Annotated in this window: 12 protein-coding genes; 3 read left to right on the forward strand and 9 right to left on the reverse strand. The window is 61.6% G+C overall.

Annotation, left to right across the window (positions count from 1 at the left end; translation table 11 throughout):
• Positions 1-5 precede the first annotated feature (5 nt).
• From AC0L24_RS21405 to AC0L24_RS21415, 3 genes are all read right to left on the reverse strand, one after another.
• Positions 6-674, reverse strand: coding sequence for a 5'-methylthioadenosine/S-adenosylhomocysteine nucleosidase (locus tag AC0L24_RS21405; protein WP_127807752.1), 669 nt, complete (start codon positions 672-674; stop codon positions 6-8).
• A 147-nt stretch (positions 675-821) separates the two neighbouring features.
• Complete coding sequence (locus AC0L24_RS21410) at positions 822-1,280, reverse strand: PaaI family thioesterase (RefSeq protein ID WP_013530371.1); 459 nt, start codon at positions 1,278-1,280, stop codon at positions 822-824.
• Between the two features lie 126 nt (positions 1,281-1,406).
• A complete protein-coding gene (locus AC0L24_RS21415) occupies positions 1,407-2,696 on the reverse strand; it encodes an RsmB/NOP family class I SAM-dependent RNA methyltransferase (protein ID WP_127807753.1) in 1,290 nt (429 codons plus the stop codon).
• 181 nt (positions 2,697-2,877) lie between these two features.
• Between AC0L24_RS21415 and AC0L24_RS21420 the strand changes: the two genes are divergently transcribed.
• Positions 2,878-3,555 (forward strand): MIP family channel protein, encoded by a 678-nt coding sequence (locus AC0L24_RS21420; protein WP_013530368.1) that lies wholly within the window; start codon positions 2,878-2,880, stop codon positions 3,553-3,555.
• Positions 3,556-3,895: 340 nt separating this feature from the next.
• On the opposite strand, the gene AC0L24_RS21425 is transcribed toward AC0L24_RS21420, so the two are convergent.
• Positions 3,896-4,900, reverse strand: coding sequence for an acyltransferase family protein (locus AC0L24_RS21425; RefSeq protein ID WP_127807754.1), 1,005 nt, complete (start codon positions 4,898-4,900; stop codon positions 3,896-3,898).
• A gap of 229 nt (positions 4,901-5,129) precedes the next feature.
• On the opposite strand from AC0L24_RS21425, the gene AC0L24_RS21430 reads away from it, so the two are divergent.
• A complete protein-coding gene (locus AC0L24_RS21430) occupies positions 5,130-6,770 on the forward strand; it encodes a sulfatase-like hydrolase/transferase (protein WP_127807755.1) in 1,641 nt (546 codons plus the stop codon).
• Positions 6,771-7,087: 317 nt separating this feature from the next.
• Complete coding sequence (locus AC0L24_RS21435) at positions 7,088-7,456, forward strand: helix-turn-helix domain-containing protein (protein ID WP_127807756.1); 369 nt, start codon at positions 7,088-7,090, stop codon at positions 7,454-7,456.
• A 22-nt stretch (positions 7,457-7,478) separates the two neighbouring features.
• Here the strand turns inward: AC0L24_RS21435 and AC0L24_RS21440 are convergent, their stop codons facing one another.
• From AC0L24_RS21440 to hisS, 5 genes are all read right to left on the reverse strand, one after another.
• Complete coding sequence (locus AC0L24_RS21440) at positions 7,479-8,582, reverse strand: calcium:cation antiporter (RefSeq protein WP_128289546.1); 1,104 nt, start codon at positions 8,580-8,582, stop codon at positions 7,479-7,481.
• A gap of 69 nt (positions 8,583-8,651) precedes the next feature.
• Positions 8,652-10,424, reverse strand: coding sequence for an AMP-binding protein (locus AC0L24_RS21445; RefSeq protein ID WP_127807758.1), 1,773 nt, complete (start codon positions 10,422-10,424; stop codon positions 8,652-8,654).
• A gap of 331 nt (positions 10,425-10,755) precedes the next feature.
• On the reverse strand, positions 10,756-11,454 hold the full coding sequence (gene hisG / locus AC0L24_RS21450; protein ID WP_127272183.1) for an ATP phosphoribosyltransferase: 699 nt from the start codon (positions 11,452-11,454) through the stop codon (positions 10,756-10,758).
• On the reverse strand, positions 11,451-12,572 hold the full coding sequence (locus AC0L24_RS21455) for an ATP phosphoribosyltransferase regulatory subunit (protein WP_127318596.1): 1,122 nt from the start codon (positions 12,570-12,572) through the stop codon (positions 11,451-11,453). Before AC0L24_RS21455 ends, hisG begins: the two co-directional genes overlap by 4 nt.
• Before the next feature lie 60 nt (positions 12,573-12,632).
• Positions 12,633-14,135, reverse strand: a complete 1,503-nt coding sequence (gene hisS, locus AC0L24_RS21460) for a histidine--tRNA ligase (protein ID WP_127396370.1) — start codon at positions 14,133-14,135, stop codon at positions 12,633-12,635.
• Between the last annotated feature and the right edge of the window lie 373 nt (positions 14,136-14,508).

Raw genomic sequence — 14,508 nt, forward strand, 5'->3', positions numbered from 1 at the left:
GACTTTCAGGCTGTTCCGGCATCTTCATGGGGTGGTTCCGTCCGGAGGGCGCCGTCGCCGATCGCCTGTTCGAGCCGCATGACGGCGTCGGCCAGCTTCTCGTCGATGACTTCAAGATATTCGGTCCAGTCGCCGACATGCCTGAGATCCGCCGCCCCGTCGGAAATGCCGCGCAGACCGATCAGCGGAATGTCGAACAGCTGGCAGGCGCGCAGGCAGGCGAAGGTCTCCATGTCGACCATGTCGGCGGCAACAGCATCATAGGCCGCGCCAGTGATGATCGCGCCGCCGGTCGACAGGGTCGCCTGCTTGATGTCCGGTATCTTGAAGGGCAATGGCACGGTTACCGGCAGGTCGAGGAAGGGGGTGGCGCCCTTCTCGAAGCCGAGCGGCGAAGCGTCGATGTCACGGTAGCTGACCGAAACCGCCTGGTAGATTTCCGTCTGCTGCAGCGTCCGGCTGCCGGCTGAACCGAGCGAAACAACGAGATCCGGCAGTGCTTTTTGCGATTTCAGCCAGGAGAGTTCAGCACCCAGCCTGACGCCGGCCTCGACCGGACCGACACCGGTCATCAGCGGCGTGAACAGCTGCTTGAGGTGCGGGCCGTATTCGGCCTGCGCCGCCATAACGAAGAGGACGTCCTTGCCCGACAGGCGCGACACTTTACCGGTCATGATCTATTCCTCTCTACCCAATCACCTACACTGGAGGTCAGAACGGCGACGTGCCCTCACCGGCGCCCAGCCCTCCGCTATGGCTCCGGGCGTTCGTTGCTCGGAAAGCCCATTTGGGGGCTTTCCGTCCGCTTCGCGGACGGCTCCTCACCCTTCTATGCCATCACGCCCGACCACCGTCATCATGGTGCCGGTCATGGTGGCGATCAGCTTGGCCTCGCCGTCGGCGGCAAAGGCGTAGGCCTGGCCGTCGGCGACGATGATGGTGCGGCCTGGCTTGGTCACCGAGCCGCGGAACAGGAAGCGCTCGCCCCTGCCCGGCGCCAGGAGGTTGACCTTGAACTCGATGGTCAGCACGCCGGAATTTTCCGGCATCAGCGAAAAGGCGGCATAGCCGCAGGCCGAGTCCAGCGCCGTCGAAATGACACCGGCATGGAGGAAGCCGTGCTGCTGGGTCAATGCCGCCGAATAGGGCATCTCGATCTCGATGATACCGGGCGTCACCAGCGTCAGTTCGGCGCCGATCGTGGCCATCGCCTTCTGACGCGCGAAGGAGGTCCTGACGCGATCCTCATAGTCCGGGGCGGGTACGATCTTTGCTGCCATTGCCGCTGCCTTCCTTTACGCGGATAAGCTTATTGCAGAGGCATGGACGGCAGGCAAATGCTTTTGCTGCACTGCACAATCGACCTGGCCTGCCGGCCGGCGCAACGCATCCGTCGGGAATTGGATTCAGGCCGATCTGCGTAACGCACAGAGATAAAACCCATCGGTGCCGCTGAGCGCCGGCGACAGCGAGATGTCGCCTTTGGCGCCGATACGTGCGGCTGCCTCATGGCCGGGAAAACGGCTGTCCCAGAGCTGGCGGTGGTCGACGGAAACAAAGCCGCTGTTACGGTTCCGAAAGGCCGCGATCTGCTCACCGTTTTCCTCATCAAACACCGAGCAGGTGATGTAGACCAGCAGGCCGCCTGGTTTGACATAGACTTTGGCCGCATCGAGGATCGCCGACTGCTCGCCCTTGCGTGCATCGAGCTGCCTTTGCGTCAGCCGCCATTTGGCATCGGGACGGCGCCGCCAGGTGCCGCTGCCGGTGCAAGGCGCGTCGACCAGCACGATGTCCATGTGGTTGCCGAGCGGCGCGAGTTCGGCCGGCTTGGTGACGATCTGGACATTGCGGTTTTCAGAGCGGCGGATGCGGTCGAAGATGGGCGCCAGCCGTGCTTTTTCGGCATCATGGGCAAAGATCTGGCCGCGATTTTCCATCGAAGCCGACAGTGCCAGCGTCTTGCCGCCGGCGCCGGCGCAAAAATCCAGCACCTGCATGCCGGCTTCGGCCCCGGCAAGGGCGGCCGCGATCTGCGAGCCTTCGTCCTGGACCTCGAACCAGCCCTTCTGGAAAGCCGGCTCGGCCTGCACGTTCGGGTGCCGGCCGTCGCCGTCGATCGGCGGGATGCGGATGCCGTGTGGCGCGATTGCCGAGGGTTTCGCGCCGGTTCCCGTCAGTTCGGCCAGTACCTTGTCGCGGTTGGCCTGCAAGGTGTTGACCCTGAGGTCGAGCGGCGGGCGCGTTGCCAGCGCGGCGCCCTCGTCGGCCCAGGTCGAGCCAAAGGCTCGCTCGAAAAGCGGCGCGCACCAGTCCGGAACATCCGCCCGCACCGCGGCCGGCGCATCGTCAAGCCGGCGTTCGGCGATGGCCTGAAGCTCGGCGGCGGTCAGCAGCGGCGGTGCGAACTTGTCGCCATCGAGCGCCTCGTTGAGCGATTGTGCCGTCTGGCGCCATTCGAGCAGCAGCGCGCCGAAGCCGATGGCGCGCGGCGTGTCCTGCCCCAGCAGCCAGCCGGCGGAACGCTTGTGGCGCAAGGCGTCATAGACGATGTTGCCGATCGCCGCACGGTCGCCGCCGCCGGCGAAGCGATGCGACAGGCCCCAATCCTTCAGCGCGTCCGCCACCGGCCGGTGGCGCCGGCCGATGTCTTCCAGCACTTCGATGGCCGCAGCCAGTCGTCCGCCCAGTCGCATGGTCTTGTTCCGTCACGCAGAAAATTATTCCGGCCCTGCTCTAGAGCGCGCAACCGGCGCGCACAAGCAGGTCGGCCTGCACAACCGCTCTGCTTTCCAAGTTTTCTGGTTGCGAATACTCTTCCGGTTGTGATTCGCGGCGCGCAAAGGTGGACCGGCGGATCGACACGAGGAGAGGGCAATGAAGACTTATCTGGCGGAAGTTCTAGGCACATTTCTATTGGTGTTCATCGGTACGGCTTCTGTGGTGACGGGCGGCTTCGGCGGCGCGCTGCCGCTCGGCCAGGAAGGCATCGGTCTGGCGTTCGGCATCGGCCTCATCGCGGCGGCCTATGCGATCGGCCCCATTTCGGGCGCGCATCTCAATCCGGCGGTGACGCTCGGCGTCTTCCTTGCCGGCCGGCTGCCGGCCAAGGACGTGATCCCCTACTGGATCGCGCAGGTCATCGGCGGCGTCCTTGCTTCGCTGGCGTTGTGGATCATCGTTTCCGGCCAGGTTGGCGGACACACCACCGGCTTCGGCGCCAATGGCTGGGATGTGACGAAATGGGGTGTCAGCTCGGCATTCCTGTGGGAAGTGATCGGCACCTTCACCTTCGTCACCGTGATCCTTGGCGTCACGGCGGAAAAGCACTCGACGGCGTTCGCCGGACTGGTCATCGGCCTGACGCTGGCAGGATTGCACTTCGCCATCATCCCGGTGACCGGCACCTCGCTCAACCCGGCCCGCTCGATCGGTCCGGCACTGTTTTCGGGAACTGCCGCGATCGGCCAGCTCTGGCTGTTCATCGTTGCACCGCTGATCGGCGGCGCCATTGCCGGTGTCGTCGCCAAGGCGCGCATCTTCGAGAAGGACTGAGCTCTTCGGAAGGCTGAATATGAAAAGGCGCGGCCATGGCCCGCGCCTTCGTGCTTGGCATAATGGAACCGCCAAGTCTTCTATTCCCCAATGACGACTTAAATAGGCTCGGCCTTAGATGGCAACTTTGTGCAGCATCGCTGACGTTGCGACCAGCTTTGCCATTTCTTGAACCGGCCATTGCATGAGTGCCGCAGATTGATTGGGACCGTAGACGGGCGCTGAGCTTGCTCGGATGCTCGGTTGCAGTCGTGTATGTGCTTTTCCGTGATCGCGTAAGTGAAGCTCCGGATTTTCAGGTGTTGAAGCCGCATTTGCGTAGGGCGACGGATAAGCCGGATTAGGCCATTGCGAAGCGATTTCGCCGCCATGACTGAAACGGCTTTTCGAGGAAGGTCCAAGACAGTGCGGCGATCGCAAGCGAAAGTACAAGCGTCACGACAAGGACCATGCGCCAGTCGTTGGTGTACATCAACGCCGCTCTGGAAATCGGATAGTGCCATAGATAGACCGAATACGAGATGATGCCGATATAGACGATCGGCCTCCATGCAAAAGCACGGGCTATCATCGTTTCATTGTTGAGCAGCGACACGACGAGGCCGGCCGACGCCATGTCGATAAGCGGTTGCAGATAGGCGGTCGATACAGGCTCTTGTGTTGCCACGAACGCAAGAACCACAAGCGCACCCAAAGACGACAGCCCTACGATATTGGCGTGCCGACCCTTGAGGCTGATGCCCGAAACAGACACTAATGCGCCCAACAGCAGACCAGAGAGCCGAGTGTCGAAACGGAAAGCAGTCATCTCGAACTCGGTGTAGTGATAAGCATTGCCCAGCCGCCAAAGCGTTGCCACGACGAACGCTATCGCAAGCGCCTTGATCCTTGACCTTTGGGCGAGCTTTGCCAGCCCCAGCACCGCCATCGGCCAGATCAGGTAGAAATGCTCCTCGACCGCAAGCGACCATGTGTGACCAAGCAGGGGAATGACGCCATGGAGCGCACTTACATAGTCCGCGAGATACAGAATCGAGATAGCGACGATCAGCCCAATAGGGACGTCCGGCCAGAATAGCGGCCCGATTATCAGGGCTGCGGCAAGCAACATAACAAGGGGCGGCATCAGCCTAACTGAGCGGCGCAGCAGAAACGCTCCGATCGCGATGGTGCCCGTACTGTCGGCCTCTCGCATCAAGAGCGACGTGATCAAAAATCCGCTCAAGACAAAGAAGATGTCAACGCCGATGAAGCCGCCAGGCATCCATGGGCTCTGGGAGTGATGCACGACAACCAGCATCGCGGCGAGTGCCCTGACGCCGTCTAAAGCTGGATTTCGTATCACTCAAGCATTACTCCCGCCAAGAAGACTTTAATCCTACCTTAGAACATCACGGCGGACCAGCCTTCTATGGCTGTCCGGCACCCTAAAAGGCAGGTTGCTTTCGCCCTACGACATTAGCTTTTTCTAACTTAACAGATCGTTCAATGAGGAAAAATTTTCTGCATCTCCTTAGTATAGTTTTAAATGGTTCTCGATATTCACTTCGGACATCACCGTTCGAGTGCAAGGCATGCGCGGAATTCCTGCGGTTTCTTCCAGGCCAATCGCATCATTGGTTAGCGCAGCGACGGTGGGCTCGCTCACCTGGCTCGTATCGCTAATCAATCTCTCGGAGAAAAGGCTGCTTGTCATCCTTGGCCTTTGCGCTCTGTGGGCGCTTCTGTTGCTGGATTGTCAGCAAGGCGCCAAGACAGATCAGCCAAGACGCAGGTGGTTCAGCATCTATCTATCGCTCATCCCCTGCTTCCTGTTTCTTTTCTATGTCTATCTTGAAAGCGTTTTCGGCTATTTCGATTGGGCCGCGATGTTCATGCATGTCGGTGCCGGGGTTCTTACCCCCGGCGTCGTTCTTGAATGTTTGATGAACACCGGAAACACGATACTGGTCATCTTGGTCGTGCTTCTCGGTCTCGGCGCGCTAAAGGCGCGCGGCACACTGACAAGGAGATTAGACGTCGCCCTGATGGCGTTCTTCCTGGCGGCAAACCCGATGCTGACGCGCCCGATCGCGGCGGCGGTCCATCTCAACCCGCTGCATGATTTCCTGTCCAAGCACTTCGTCGATATTACCTCGTTGACGAAACCGGCCGCGGGGGCGTCCGTGACCGCCGTGCCGAAGAACCTCATACATATCTTCATCGAGAGCGCCGAACGCACCTACATGAACGAGGCGACGTTTGGCGATGTCATGGGTCCGCTGCTCGAATTCGACAGGCGTAGCCTCTCAGCGACCAACATGGTGCAGCTGGCCTACACCAACAATTCCATCGCGGGCATGGTCGCCGCGAATTGTGGAACGCCGCTGCTGATGTCGTATTTCACAACCCGCGAGTATCTGGAGGAGAATTCGCAGTTCCTGCCAGGCTTGACCTGCTTGGGCGACGTCCTGAAGTCGCGGGGCTATCGGCAGAGCTTCGTTTCCGGTTGGCCACTCGGCTTCACCGGTCAGGGGGCATTCTATGCCACCCATGGCTACTCATCGCTTTTTGGGGGATCGGAAGTCGTCGCTGCCGTCGCCGGGTCTGGCAGCACTTTTGGCGCCAGCGACGCCCAGGTTCTGGATATGAGTTTCGACATTTTGCGGCGCGCGCAGCGAGACGGCAAACCGCTCGCGCTGACGATCGCCGTCAGTGGTGGGCACGCGATGGACGGCTATCTGACGGACAAATGCATCGGCAAGACCGGACTTTCTCCGCAAGCCCCCAATATTCTCCATGCCGTCAAATGCACGAACATGCTCATCGCGGACTTCATTCACAAAGCCGAGGCAGAAGGGCTGATGGCGAATACCGTTCTGGTGCTGCAAAGCGATCACCTCAGCGCGCCGAGCACGGTGACGGATCAGTTGAACAGGTTTGAAAGACGCAACTTTTTCTCCCTGTCGGGCGATGGCATTCGCCCCCGCACATATACCGGACTTTCGAGCGTGGTCGATATATTCCCGACTATTTTGGACGCTCTAGGCGTGCCGCTCCCGAATGGCAAGGCTGCATTTGGCGTCTCGCTGCTCGGGGATCGACCGACAATGGTCCAAGCGCTTGGGCAGTCCCAATTCGATGACGCGATCTATGCCGACGATGTTCTCGTCAGATCATTCTGGCAACTGAAGCCGGCACGGACGGCTGCGGCGTCCGAGGCTGAACCTCGCTAATGCGAAGCACATGCCGGCTGAGCACTCGACATCGGTTCGCCTCTTAGTGCTCCCCGTATTGAAACCGGACGTTCCACGATGTGCATCCAGCCGTCGGCATCATCCCCTCGCGGGTCTTGTTGTCGTCAAGGCTACCCGGACCAGCCGTCCCGATTGCCGTCACCTCAGTAACCCGACCGCGCGGGAAAGGAACTTCGAAGCCATTGCAGGATTGACTGGAGCCGCATGTCCTTCAGTCTCCGGAACCGTGCTAGAGATTGCTACCGATTGAATAGCGCCTGCTGTTTCGAGGTCCCCCCTGCTGGTTCGAGGTCCCATTGACGAAACGGTTATCGGATTTCGACATTGGCTTGCTGCTGACACTCGACGCGCTGTTGAAGCACCAGAACGTCACCCATGCGGCGTCGAGATTGAACATTACCCAATCGGCCTTGTCGGCCCGCCTGACGCGTCTGCGTCAATTGCTGAACGACCCCCTCTTCACAACGGCGGCGTCTGGACGGGGAATGATCCCGACGCCTCACGCTCCTAGGAACTTCAGCGGCTTGCCGGTCACCGTCACCGGCAATTCGGCGCGGAAGCGGAAACGTCATCTCAGGCAAAGGGCGGTCGTCTGCAGCTCGCTGTCGGCTTCCAGGCTGATGAACCCAAGCAGTCCGTTGGCGGCTGCCTCGTGCCGCATCTAATTACCAGCCTGGGCCAAAGTTTTCATGGTACAAATATAAGAAATATATATGTAAGAAATACCACGATATGGACAGCGCCCGTCAAGAATGTTGTTCTTTCAGTGCTAAAACTCACATTGCATATGAAGAGCGCTAAAATCAAAAGCACTGTGTCAGTCGCTGGAAGCCCCAGGGTTAACCCTCTTCCCGTCAGCAGGCTGGCGGCTGCGACCGCCGGTATGGTCAAACCAATTGTGGCGCAAGCGGAACCCATCGCGACATTCAAACCGCGTTGCAGCTCATTGTTGAGTGAAGCGCGAACCGCGGAAATTGCCTCTGGCATCAAAACCAGCCCGGCGATCAATGCCCCCACAATGCTGTCAGCCTGTGTCACCTGATAGGCAACGAGCGTATCCTCGACGCTTGCGGCGACCTGCTCGGCGAGCATGACAATGCCAATCAGCCCGATCAAAAGCAGCAATGCGCCGGCAAAGACGCTTTCGTGAGGGGCAGTCCGCAGCGAAACACCGTGGGCCTGCCCTTCGACAAAGTCTTCTCGGTGGCGGACAGTCTGCGCGAACACAAAACTTGCATAAAGCAGCACCGAAAGCACGCTCACAAAGCCAAGTTGAGCTGCCGAAAATGTGCCCGGCCCCGTAGCTTGTGTGTAGGTTGGCAGAATAAGCGTCATGATGGTCAGCGCGATCAGAACCGCGAGATATGCGCTGGTCCCTTGTCGAACAATTGCCTGCTTGCGATGACGCCAGCCGCCAAGCGCGAGACAGGTGCCGACGACGCCGGTGGATGCAATCATCACTGTTGAAAAGACAGACTCACGTGCAAGCGTAGGGTTGTTCTCTCCATGCAGCATCATGGAAACGATGATCGACACCTCGATTGCCGTCACGGCAAAAGTCAGCACCAATGTGCCGTAGGGCTCTCCTACACGCCGAGCCACCGCCTCGGCGTGGTCGAGGACCACGAAAATGGTGGTGAACATAATCGCACTCGAAAGCGCTCCGACGAGTATCCTGGCGCTCAGCGAACCTTCGTCTGCCGACAGCCCGCCGGCTCTGACGGCGACAGCCATCACCAAAGCGGCCAGCGGCATCGCATATGAAGTCATCGAACGTCCGAAACCGCTCATGCAAGCCCCTGCGCGCTGCTGCGAACCGTGGCTGCATTCGCGCACCGACAGATCGAAGCGTTCACCCGTTCACGCCGTCTTCTGCGTCACCAACCCCAGCTCCTCCACCATCGCCTCGCGCATCAAAAACTTCTGCGGCTTGCCGGTCACCGTCATCGGCAATTCGGTGCGAAAGCGTATGTGGCGCGGGATCTTGTAGTGGGCGATCTGGCCGGCGCAGAAGTTCTTGACCTCCTGCTCGGTGGCAATCTGGCCGGGCTTGAGTACGATCCAGGCGCACAGCTCCTCGCCATATTTGGCGTCGGGAATGCCGAACACCTGCACCTCCTTGACCTTTGGATGGCGGTAGAGGAATTCCTCCACCTCTCTGGGATAGACGTTCTCGCCGCCGCGGATGACCATGTCCTTGACCCGGCCGACGATGTTGCAATAGCCCTCGGCGTCGATGGTGGCGAGGTCGCCGGTGTGCATCCAGCCGTCGCTGTCGACCGCCTCGCGGGTCTTGTCGTCGTCGTCCCAGTAACCGTTCATCACCGAATAACCGCGCGTGCAAAGCTCACCCGGTACGCCGACCGCAACGGTAGCGCCATCGGCATCGACCGCCTTGACCTCGACATGGGGGTGAATGCGCCCGACGGTCGAGACGCGCTTTTCCAAGGGGTCGTCGACGCCGCTCTGGAACGACACCGGGCTGGTCTCGGTCATGCCGTAGGCGATGGTCACCTGTTCCATATGCATCAGCGACACCACCTTCTTCATCACCTCGATCGGGCATGGCGAGCCGGCCATGATGCCGGTGCGCAGGCTGGAGAGATCGAAGGCGGAAAAATCCGGATGATCCAACAGGGCGACGAACATGGTCGGCACGCCGTAGAGCCCGGTGCAGCGTTCCTGAGCCACTGCCTTCAGCGTGGCGCCGGCGTCGAACCCTTCTCCCGGGAAAACCATGGTGGCGCCTTTCGAGACGCAACCCATCGTGCCCATCGACATGCCGAAGCAGTGGTAAAGCGGCACCGGGATGCACAGCCGGTCGTCGACGGTCAGCTTGATCGCCGAAGTGACGAAATTGCCGTTGTTGATGATGTTGTTGTGGGTCAGCGTCGCGCCCTTGGGGGCTCCCGTGGTGCCTGAGGTGAACTGGATGTTGATGGCCTCGCCCGGCTTCAGCTTCTCCGAGATGCGGTCGAGGCTGTCATGCTCGTCACGCCCGGCCATGGCCAGCACGTCGCCGAAATTGAACATGCCGGGCGAATTCTCATCACCCATGCGGATGACGATCTTCAACGCCGGCAGTTTTTGCGCCTTGAGCTTGCCCGGCGTGGCCTTCGCGATCTCGGGTGCCAGCGTCTCGATCATGCCGAGATAGTCTGACGTCTTGAACTTGGCAGCGGTGACCAGCGCCTTGCAGCCGACCTTGTTCAGCGCATAGTCGAGCTCGGTCAACCGATAGGCGGGGTTGATGTTGACCAGGATCAGGCCGATGCGGGCGGTGGCGAACTGCGTCACCAGCCATTCCCAGCGGTTGGGCGACCAGATGCCGACGCGATCGCCCTTTGCCAACCCCAGTGCCAGGAAGCCGGCAGCCAGCGCGTCCACCGTGTCCGACAGTTCGCTCCAGGTGAAGCGCTTGTCCTGATCGACGAAGACAGCGGCGTCGAGCGTGCCGTATTTGCTGACGGTGTCGGAAAACAGCGCGGGGATGGTCTTGTCGAGCAGCGGCACGCTGCGTTCTCCAGAGACATGCGCCCTGTTGTCGACGGGTGCGACGAAGACACCGCCAGCGCGCGCTCCGGGTCCACGCAAATTGCTGGCGTTCTTCAGCTCGTCGAGATTGACCGGCATCGCTCTCTCCTCCCGGGACTAAGTGCGTCGCGCTGAAACAGAATCATGCGACGCGTTCTAGGTCCTTGCTTTTATGCATGTCGTTCTCCCAAAACCGAGATCACTTTGGGCGACATGCATTAGCCGAGCCTATCAGCCTGCCGGAGTGGAGGAAATCCCGCCGATAGTCGAGGCAGGGCAACGATCCGGTCAACGATGCTCCGGAGCTTCGCGTTGGCTGACGAAGCGCGCCAAAACGAAAAAACCCGCCTGGGCGGCGGGTCACCGGCGCAAATCAGCACCATGGGCAAAAATGTAGCATAGCTGCCCTCACCGGTCAAGGAAATAATTCCTATCCGACCGCAGCCGCCATCTTCGCCGCGATGTCGCGCAGGACCGCTTCATCGGCCGCCGCCCGTGTCTTCTTCGACGCCACCAGACAGGCCTGCGAGCGCAGGACGAGGCCGTCGCCCAGCACCTTGAGATGATTGGCGCGCAGCGTCGAGCCGGTGGTTGTGATGTCGACGATGACATCGGCCAGACCGGCCGCCGGCGCGCCTTCGGTAGCGCCGAGGCTTTCGACGATGCGATAGACCTGGATGCCGTGCTTCTGCGAGAAGAATTGCTGGGTCAGCCGCCAGTATTTGGTGGCAATGCGCAGCCGCCGGCCATGGCGCTGGCGGAAATCGGCGGCGACGTCGTCGAGATCGGCCATGGTGTCGACGTCGAGCCAGATGTCCGGCACAGCCACCACCACATCGGCATTGCCGAAGCCGAGACGGGCGACGATTTCGGCGCGGCTTTCCCAATCGGCGAGGTTTTCACGCACCAGATCCTCGCCGGTGATGCCGAGATCGACGGCGCCCTGGCCGATCTCGCCTGATATTTCGGAAGCCGACAGGAACACCACTTCGACATCATCCAGACCCTCGACGCGGGCGTGGTATTTGCGCTCGTCGCCGGGCAGGCTGACGGCGAGGCCGGCTTTGGCCAGTACTTCCAGCGCCTGTTCTTTCAGTCGGCCTTTCGACGGGATTGCCAGCGTGATCATGGGGCCGTCTCCCGCAATGCCTCGATGCGATCGAGCCAGACAGAAAAGCCGACGCCGGGGATAGGCGTCTTCGCGCCAAGCAAGGTCAGCAGTCGGTCATAGCGGCCGCCGCCGACCAGCGGCCTGTCGCCATTGTCGGCCGCGATTTCGAAAACCAGGCCGGTGTAGTAATCGAGCGGGCGACCGAAGGCGGCGTCATAGCGGATTTTTTCGGCCGGCAAGCCATGCGCTTCGATCGCCTTGGCGCGGGCAGCGAACTTTTCCAGCGCAACATCGAGCGACAGCCCGGCGCCGGTGGCGAAGGTCTCCAGTGCCTGGGCCGCGCTATTGAGCGGCACGTCGATCGCCAGAAAATCCTTCAGCGCGGAAAAGGCCTCGCTCGACAACCGAACGCTGCGCAACTCGGCTTTCTCGATCAGCCGCCGGGCAATGTCGGACGGCGCGCGTCCGGCGGACGCCGACAGGCCCGCCTCTTCCATGCCGCTGGCGATATGGGCGGAAAGACCGTCCAGATCACCGTCGAGGACGAGGGCGGCGACTGGACCGGAGAGCTGGCTGTTGCGCGGCGGGTTGGCGAGATCGGCGAGAGCCGCCTCAAGCATCGGCGCCGAGCCGAACGCACGGGCAAGGCGCATGCGCCAGCCGCGCGGCAGCCCGAGAGCAGCCAGAACCGCCTCAAAAATGGTCTGGTCGCCGAGCGTGATCGCCAGCGCCTGGCCGGGCAGCACCAGCGACAGCAGCGCATGCGCATCGGCCACCGAGCGGGCATCGGCTCCAGCGGTATCGCGGTCACCGAGATCCTCAATGCCGGCCTGGAAGAACTCGTTGCCGCCTTCGCGGCGCTGTCGAAACACCTCGCCCAGATAGGAATAACGGCGCGGCGTGCCGGCCTGCGAACTTATGTGATCAAGGCAGACCGGAATGGTGAATTCCGGCCGCAGGCACAATGTCTGGCCGGTCTCGCTTTCGGTGAGGAAGATGCGGCGGCGCAAATCCTCGCCGGCCATGTCGAGGAAGGGGTCCGCCGGCTGCAATATGGCGACCTCGACGGCGTGCGTGTTGCGCGTGGCGAAGAGGTTGGTGATGTCGGTGGAGATGGCGGGGGTGCGGGAGGTCAACTTGCTGACCTCAGTGCTGCACGACCCTCTGGTCCCAAACCAGAGGCGCCAACGCGACCTCTACTCGCCACGTGCCCTCTCCTCGGCCTGCGCCGCCAAAATCTTCCTCACTTCAGCGACCAGCTCGCCTTCCGCCACCGTCACCTGCGCCGGGCGGGCGGCGCGCCATTCGGCGTTATCGGTGATTTCGGCAGACATGCGCGCGCCTTCGATCAGGTCCTTGATCTGCAGCTCGCCCTTGGCGCGCTCGTCGCCGCCCTGGATGATGGCGACCGGGCAGCCGCGCCGGTCGGCATATTTGAGCTGCGCCTTCATGCCGGCGCCGCCGAGATACATTTCGGAACGGATGCCGGCGGCGCGCAGCTCCGCCACCATCTTCTGGTAGCGGCCGAGGCTGTCGGTGTCCTTGTCCATGACCAGCACGACGACAGGCGCGATCACGTCCGAGGCGTCGAGCTTGCCGAGGTTCTTCAGCGCGGTCATCAACCTGGAGACGCCGATGGAAAAGCCGGTCGCCGGCACAGGCTCTCCACGAAAGCGCGACACCAGGCCATCATAGCGCCCGCCGCCACCGACCGAACCGAAGCGCACGATCTGGCCGTCTTCGTTGGGGATTTCGGCCAGAAGCTCGGCTTCGAGGACGGGGCCGGTGTAGTATTCGAGGCCGCGCACGACGGAGCGGTCCATGGCAATACGGTCCTCGCCATATCCTGCCGCCCTGACCAGCGCTTCAATCGTGGCGAGTTCGCCGACGCCTTCCTGGTAGATGGCGTTCGAACTGACCATGGAATCCTGGCCGGCCTGTATAGTCCTCGCGGTCGCGAGAAGAACCGCCTCGGCCTGCCCGTTGTTCAACCCGGCGCCCTTGGCGAAGTCGCCCTCGCCCTCCTTGCCGCCGTCCCAGCGGCCCGGGCCAAGCAAAAGCTTCACGCCTTCCGGCCCGAGCTTGTCCAGCTTGTCGATCGCGCGCAGGACCGTCAGCCGGCGGCCGCCATTCTCCTCACCGCCAAGGCCGATCGCCTCCAACACGCCGTCCAGAACCTTGCGGTTGTTGACGCGGATGACGTAGTCGCCGCGCTTGATGCCGAGCGCTTCCATGACGTCGGCCATCATCATCGCCATCTCGGCGTCGGCGGCCACGCCCGGCGTGCCGATCGTGTCGGCGTCGAACTGCATGAACTGGCGGAAGCGGCCGGGGCCTGGCTTCTCGTTGCGGAACACCCAGCCGGAGCGATAGCTGCGGTAAGGCTTGGGCAGGCGCTCGTAATTCTCGGCGACGAAACGGGCCGTCGGCGCGGTCAGGTCGTAGCGCAGCGACAGCCACTGGTCGTCGTCATCCTGGAAGGAGAACACGCCTTCGTTCGGCCGGTCCTGGTCGGGCAGGAATTTTCCGAGCGCGTCGGTGTATTCGATCAGCGGCTGGTCGGCCGGTTCGAAGCCATAAAGCTCATAGACCGAGCGGATCGTCGCCATCATCTTCTCGACTGCGCGGATGTCCTCGGCGCTGCGGTCGGCAAAACCGCGCGGCAGTCGCGCTTTCGTCTTTTCCGATTTATCGGCCATGGGCTGGGGTCTTTTTTGCTAAGTAATCGATGACATATTGCGAGTGGGCGTGTCCTAACCGAAGCGGCGAGGACCAGCAAGGGTTTGCACCCTCTCTACGAGGTGGCTAGGAACAGTTCGATAGCTTTGCAAGCACAGCGCCGCCCCTCATCCGCCTGCCGGCACCTTCTCCCCGTATAGTGACGGGGAGAAGAGAGCTGAACGCGGACTCGGGCATTCTCTTGCAACCTGGACGACTGGCGAAACCATCGACGAGGGCGTCCTTCTCCCCGTCGCTATACGGGGAGAAGTGCCCGGTGTCCGAACCGGATAGATAGGTAACAGAATGGACTGATTAGATGGGTGACAGTTTTCTTGTCCGCCGGGAGGACCG

It is taken from the genome of Mesorhizobium sp. WSM4809 (assembly GCF_055811655.1).

Coding starts and splice junctions, on each gene's coding strand:
- AC0L24_RS21405 (WP_127807752.1), bottom strand. CDS start 674: ATGACCGGTAAAGTGTCGCGCCTGTCGGGCAAGGACGTCCTCTTCGTT.
- AC0L24_RS21410 (WP_013530371.1), bottom strand. CDS start 1,280: ATGGCAGCAAAGATCGTACCCGCCCCGGACTATGAGGATCGCGTCAGG.
- AC0L24_RS21415 (WP_127807753.1), bottom strand. CDS start 2,696: ATGCGACTGGGCGGACGACTGGCTGCGGCCATCGAAGTGCTGGAAGAC.
- AC0L24_RS21420 (WP_013530368.1), top strand. CDS start 2,878: ATGAAGACTTATCTGGCGGAAGTTCTAGGCACATTTCTATTGGTGTTC.
- AC0L24_RS21430 (WP_127807755.1), top strand. CDS start 5,130: ATGCGCGGAATTCCTGCGGTTTCTTCCAGGCCAATCGCATCATTGGTT.
- AC0L24_RS21440 (WP_128289546.1), bottom strand. CDS start 8,582: ATGAGCGGTTTCGGACGTTCGATGACTTCATATGCGATGCCGCTGGCC.
- AC0L24_RS21445 (WP_127807758.1), bottom strand. CDS start 10,424: ATGCCGGTCAATCTCGACGAGCTGAAGAACGCCAGCAATTTGCGTGGA.
- hisG (WP_127272183.1), bottom strand. CDS start 11,454: ATGATCACGCTGGCAATCCCGTCGAAAGGCCGACTGAAAGAACAGGCG.
- hisS (WP_127396370.1), bottom strand. CDS start 14,135: ATGGCCGATAAATCGGAAAAGACGAAAGCGCGACTGCCGCGCGGTTTT.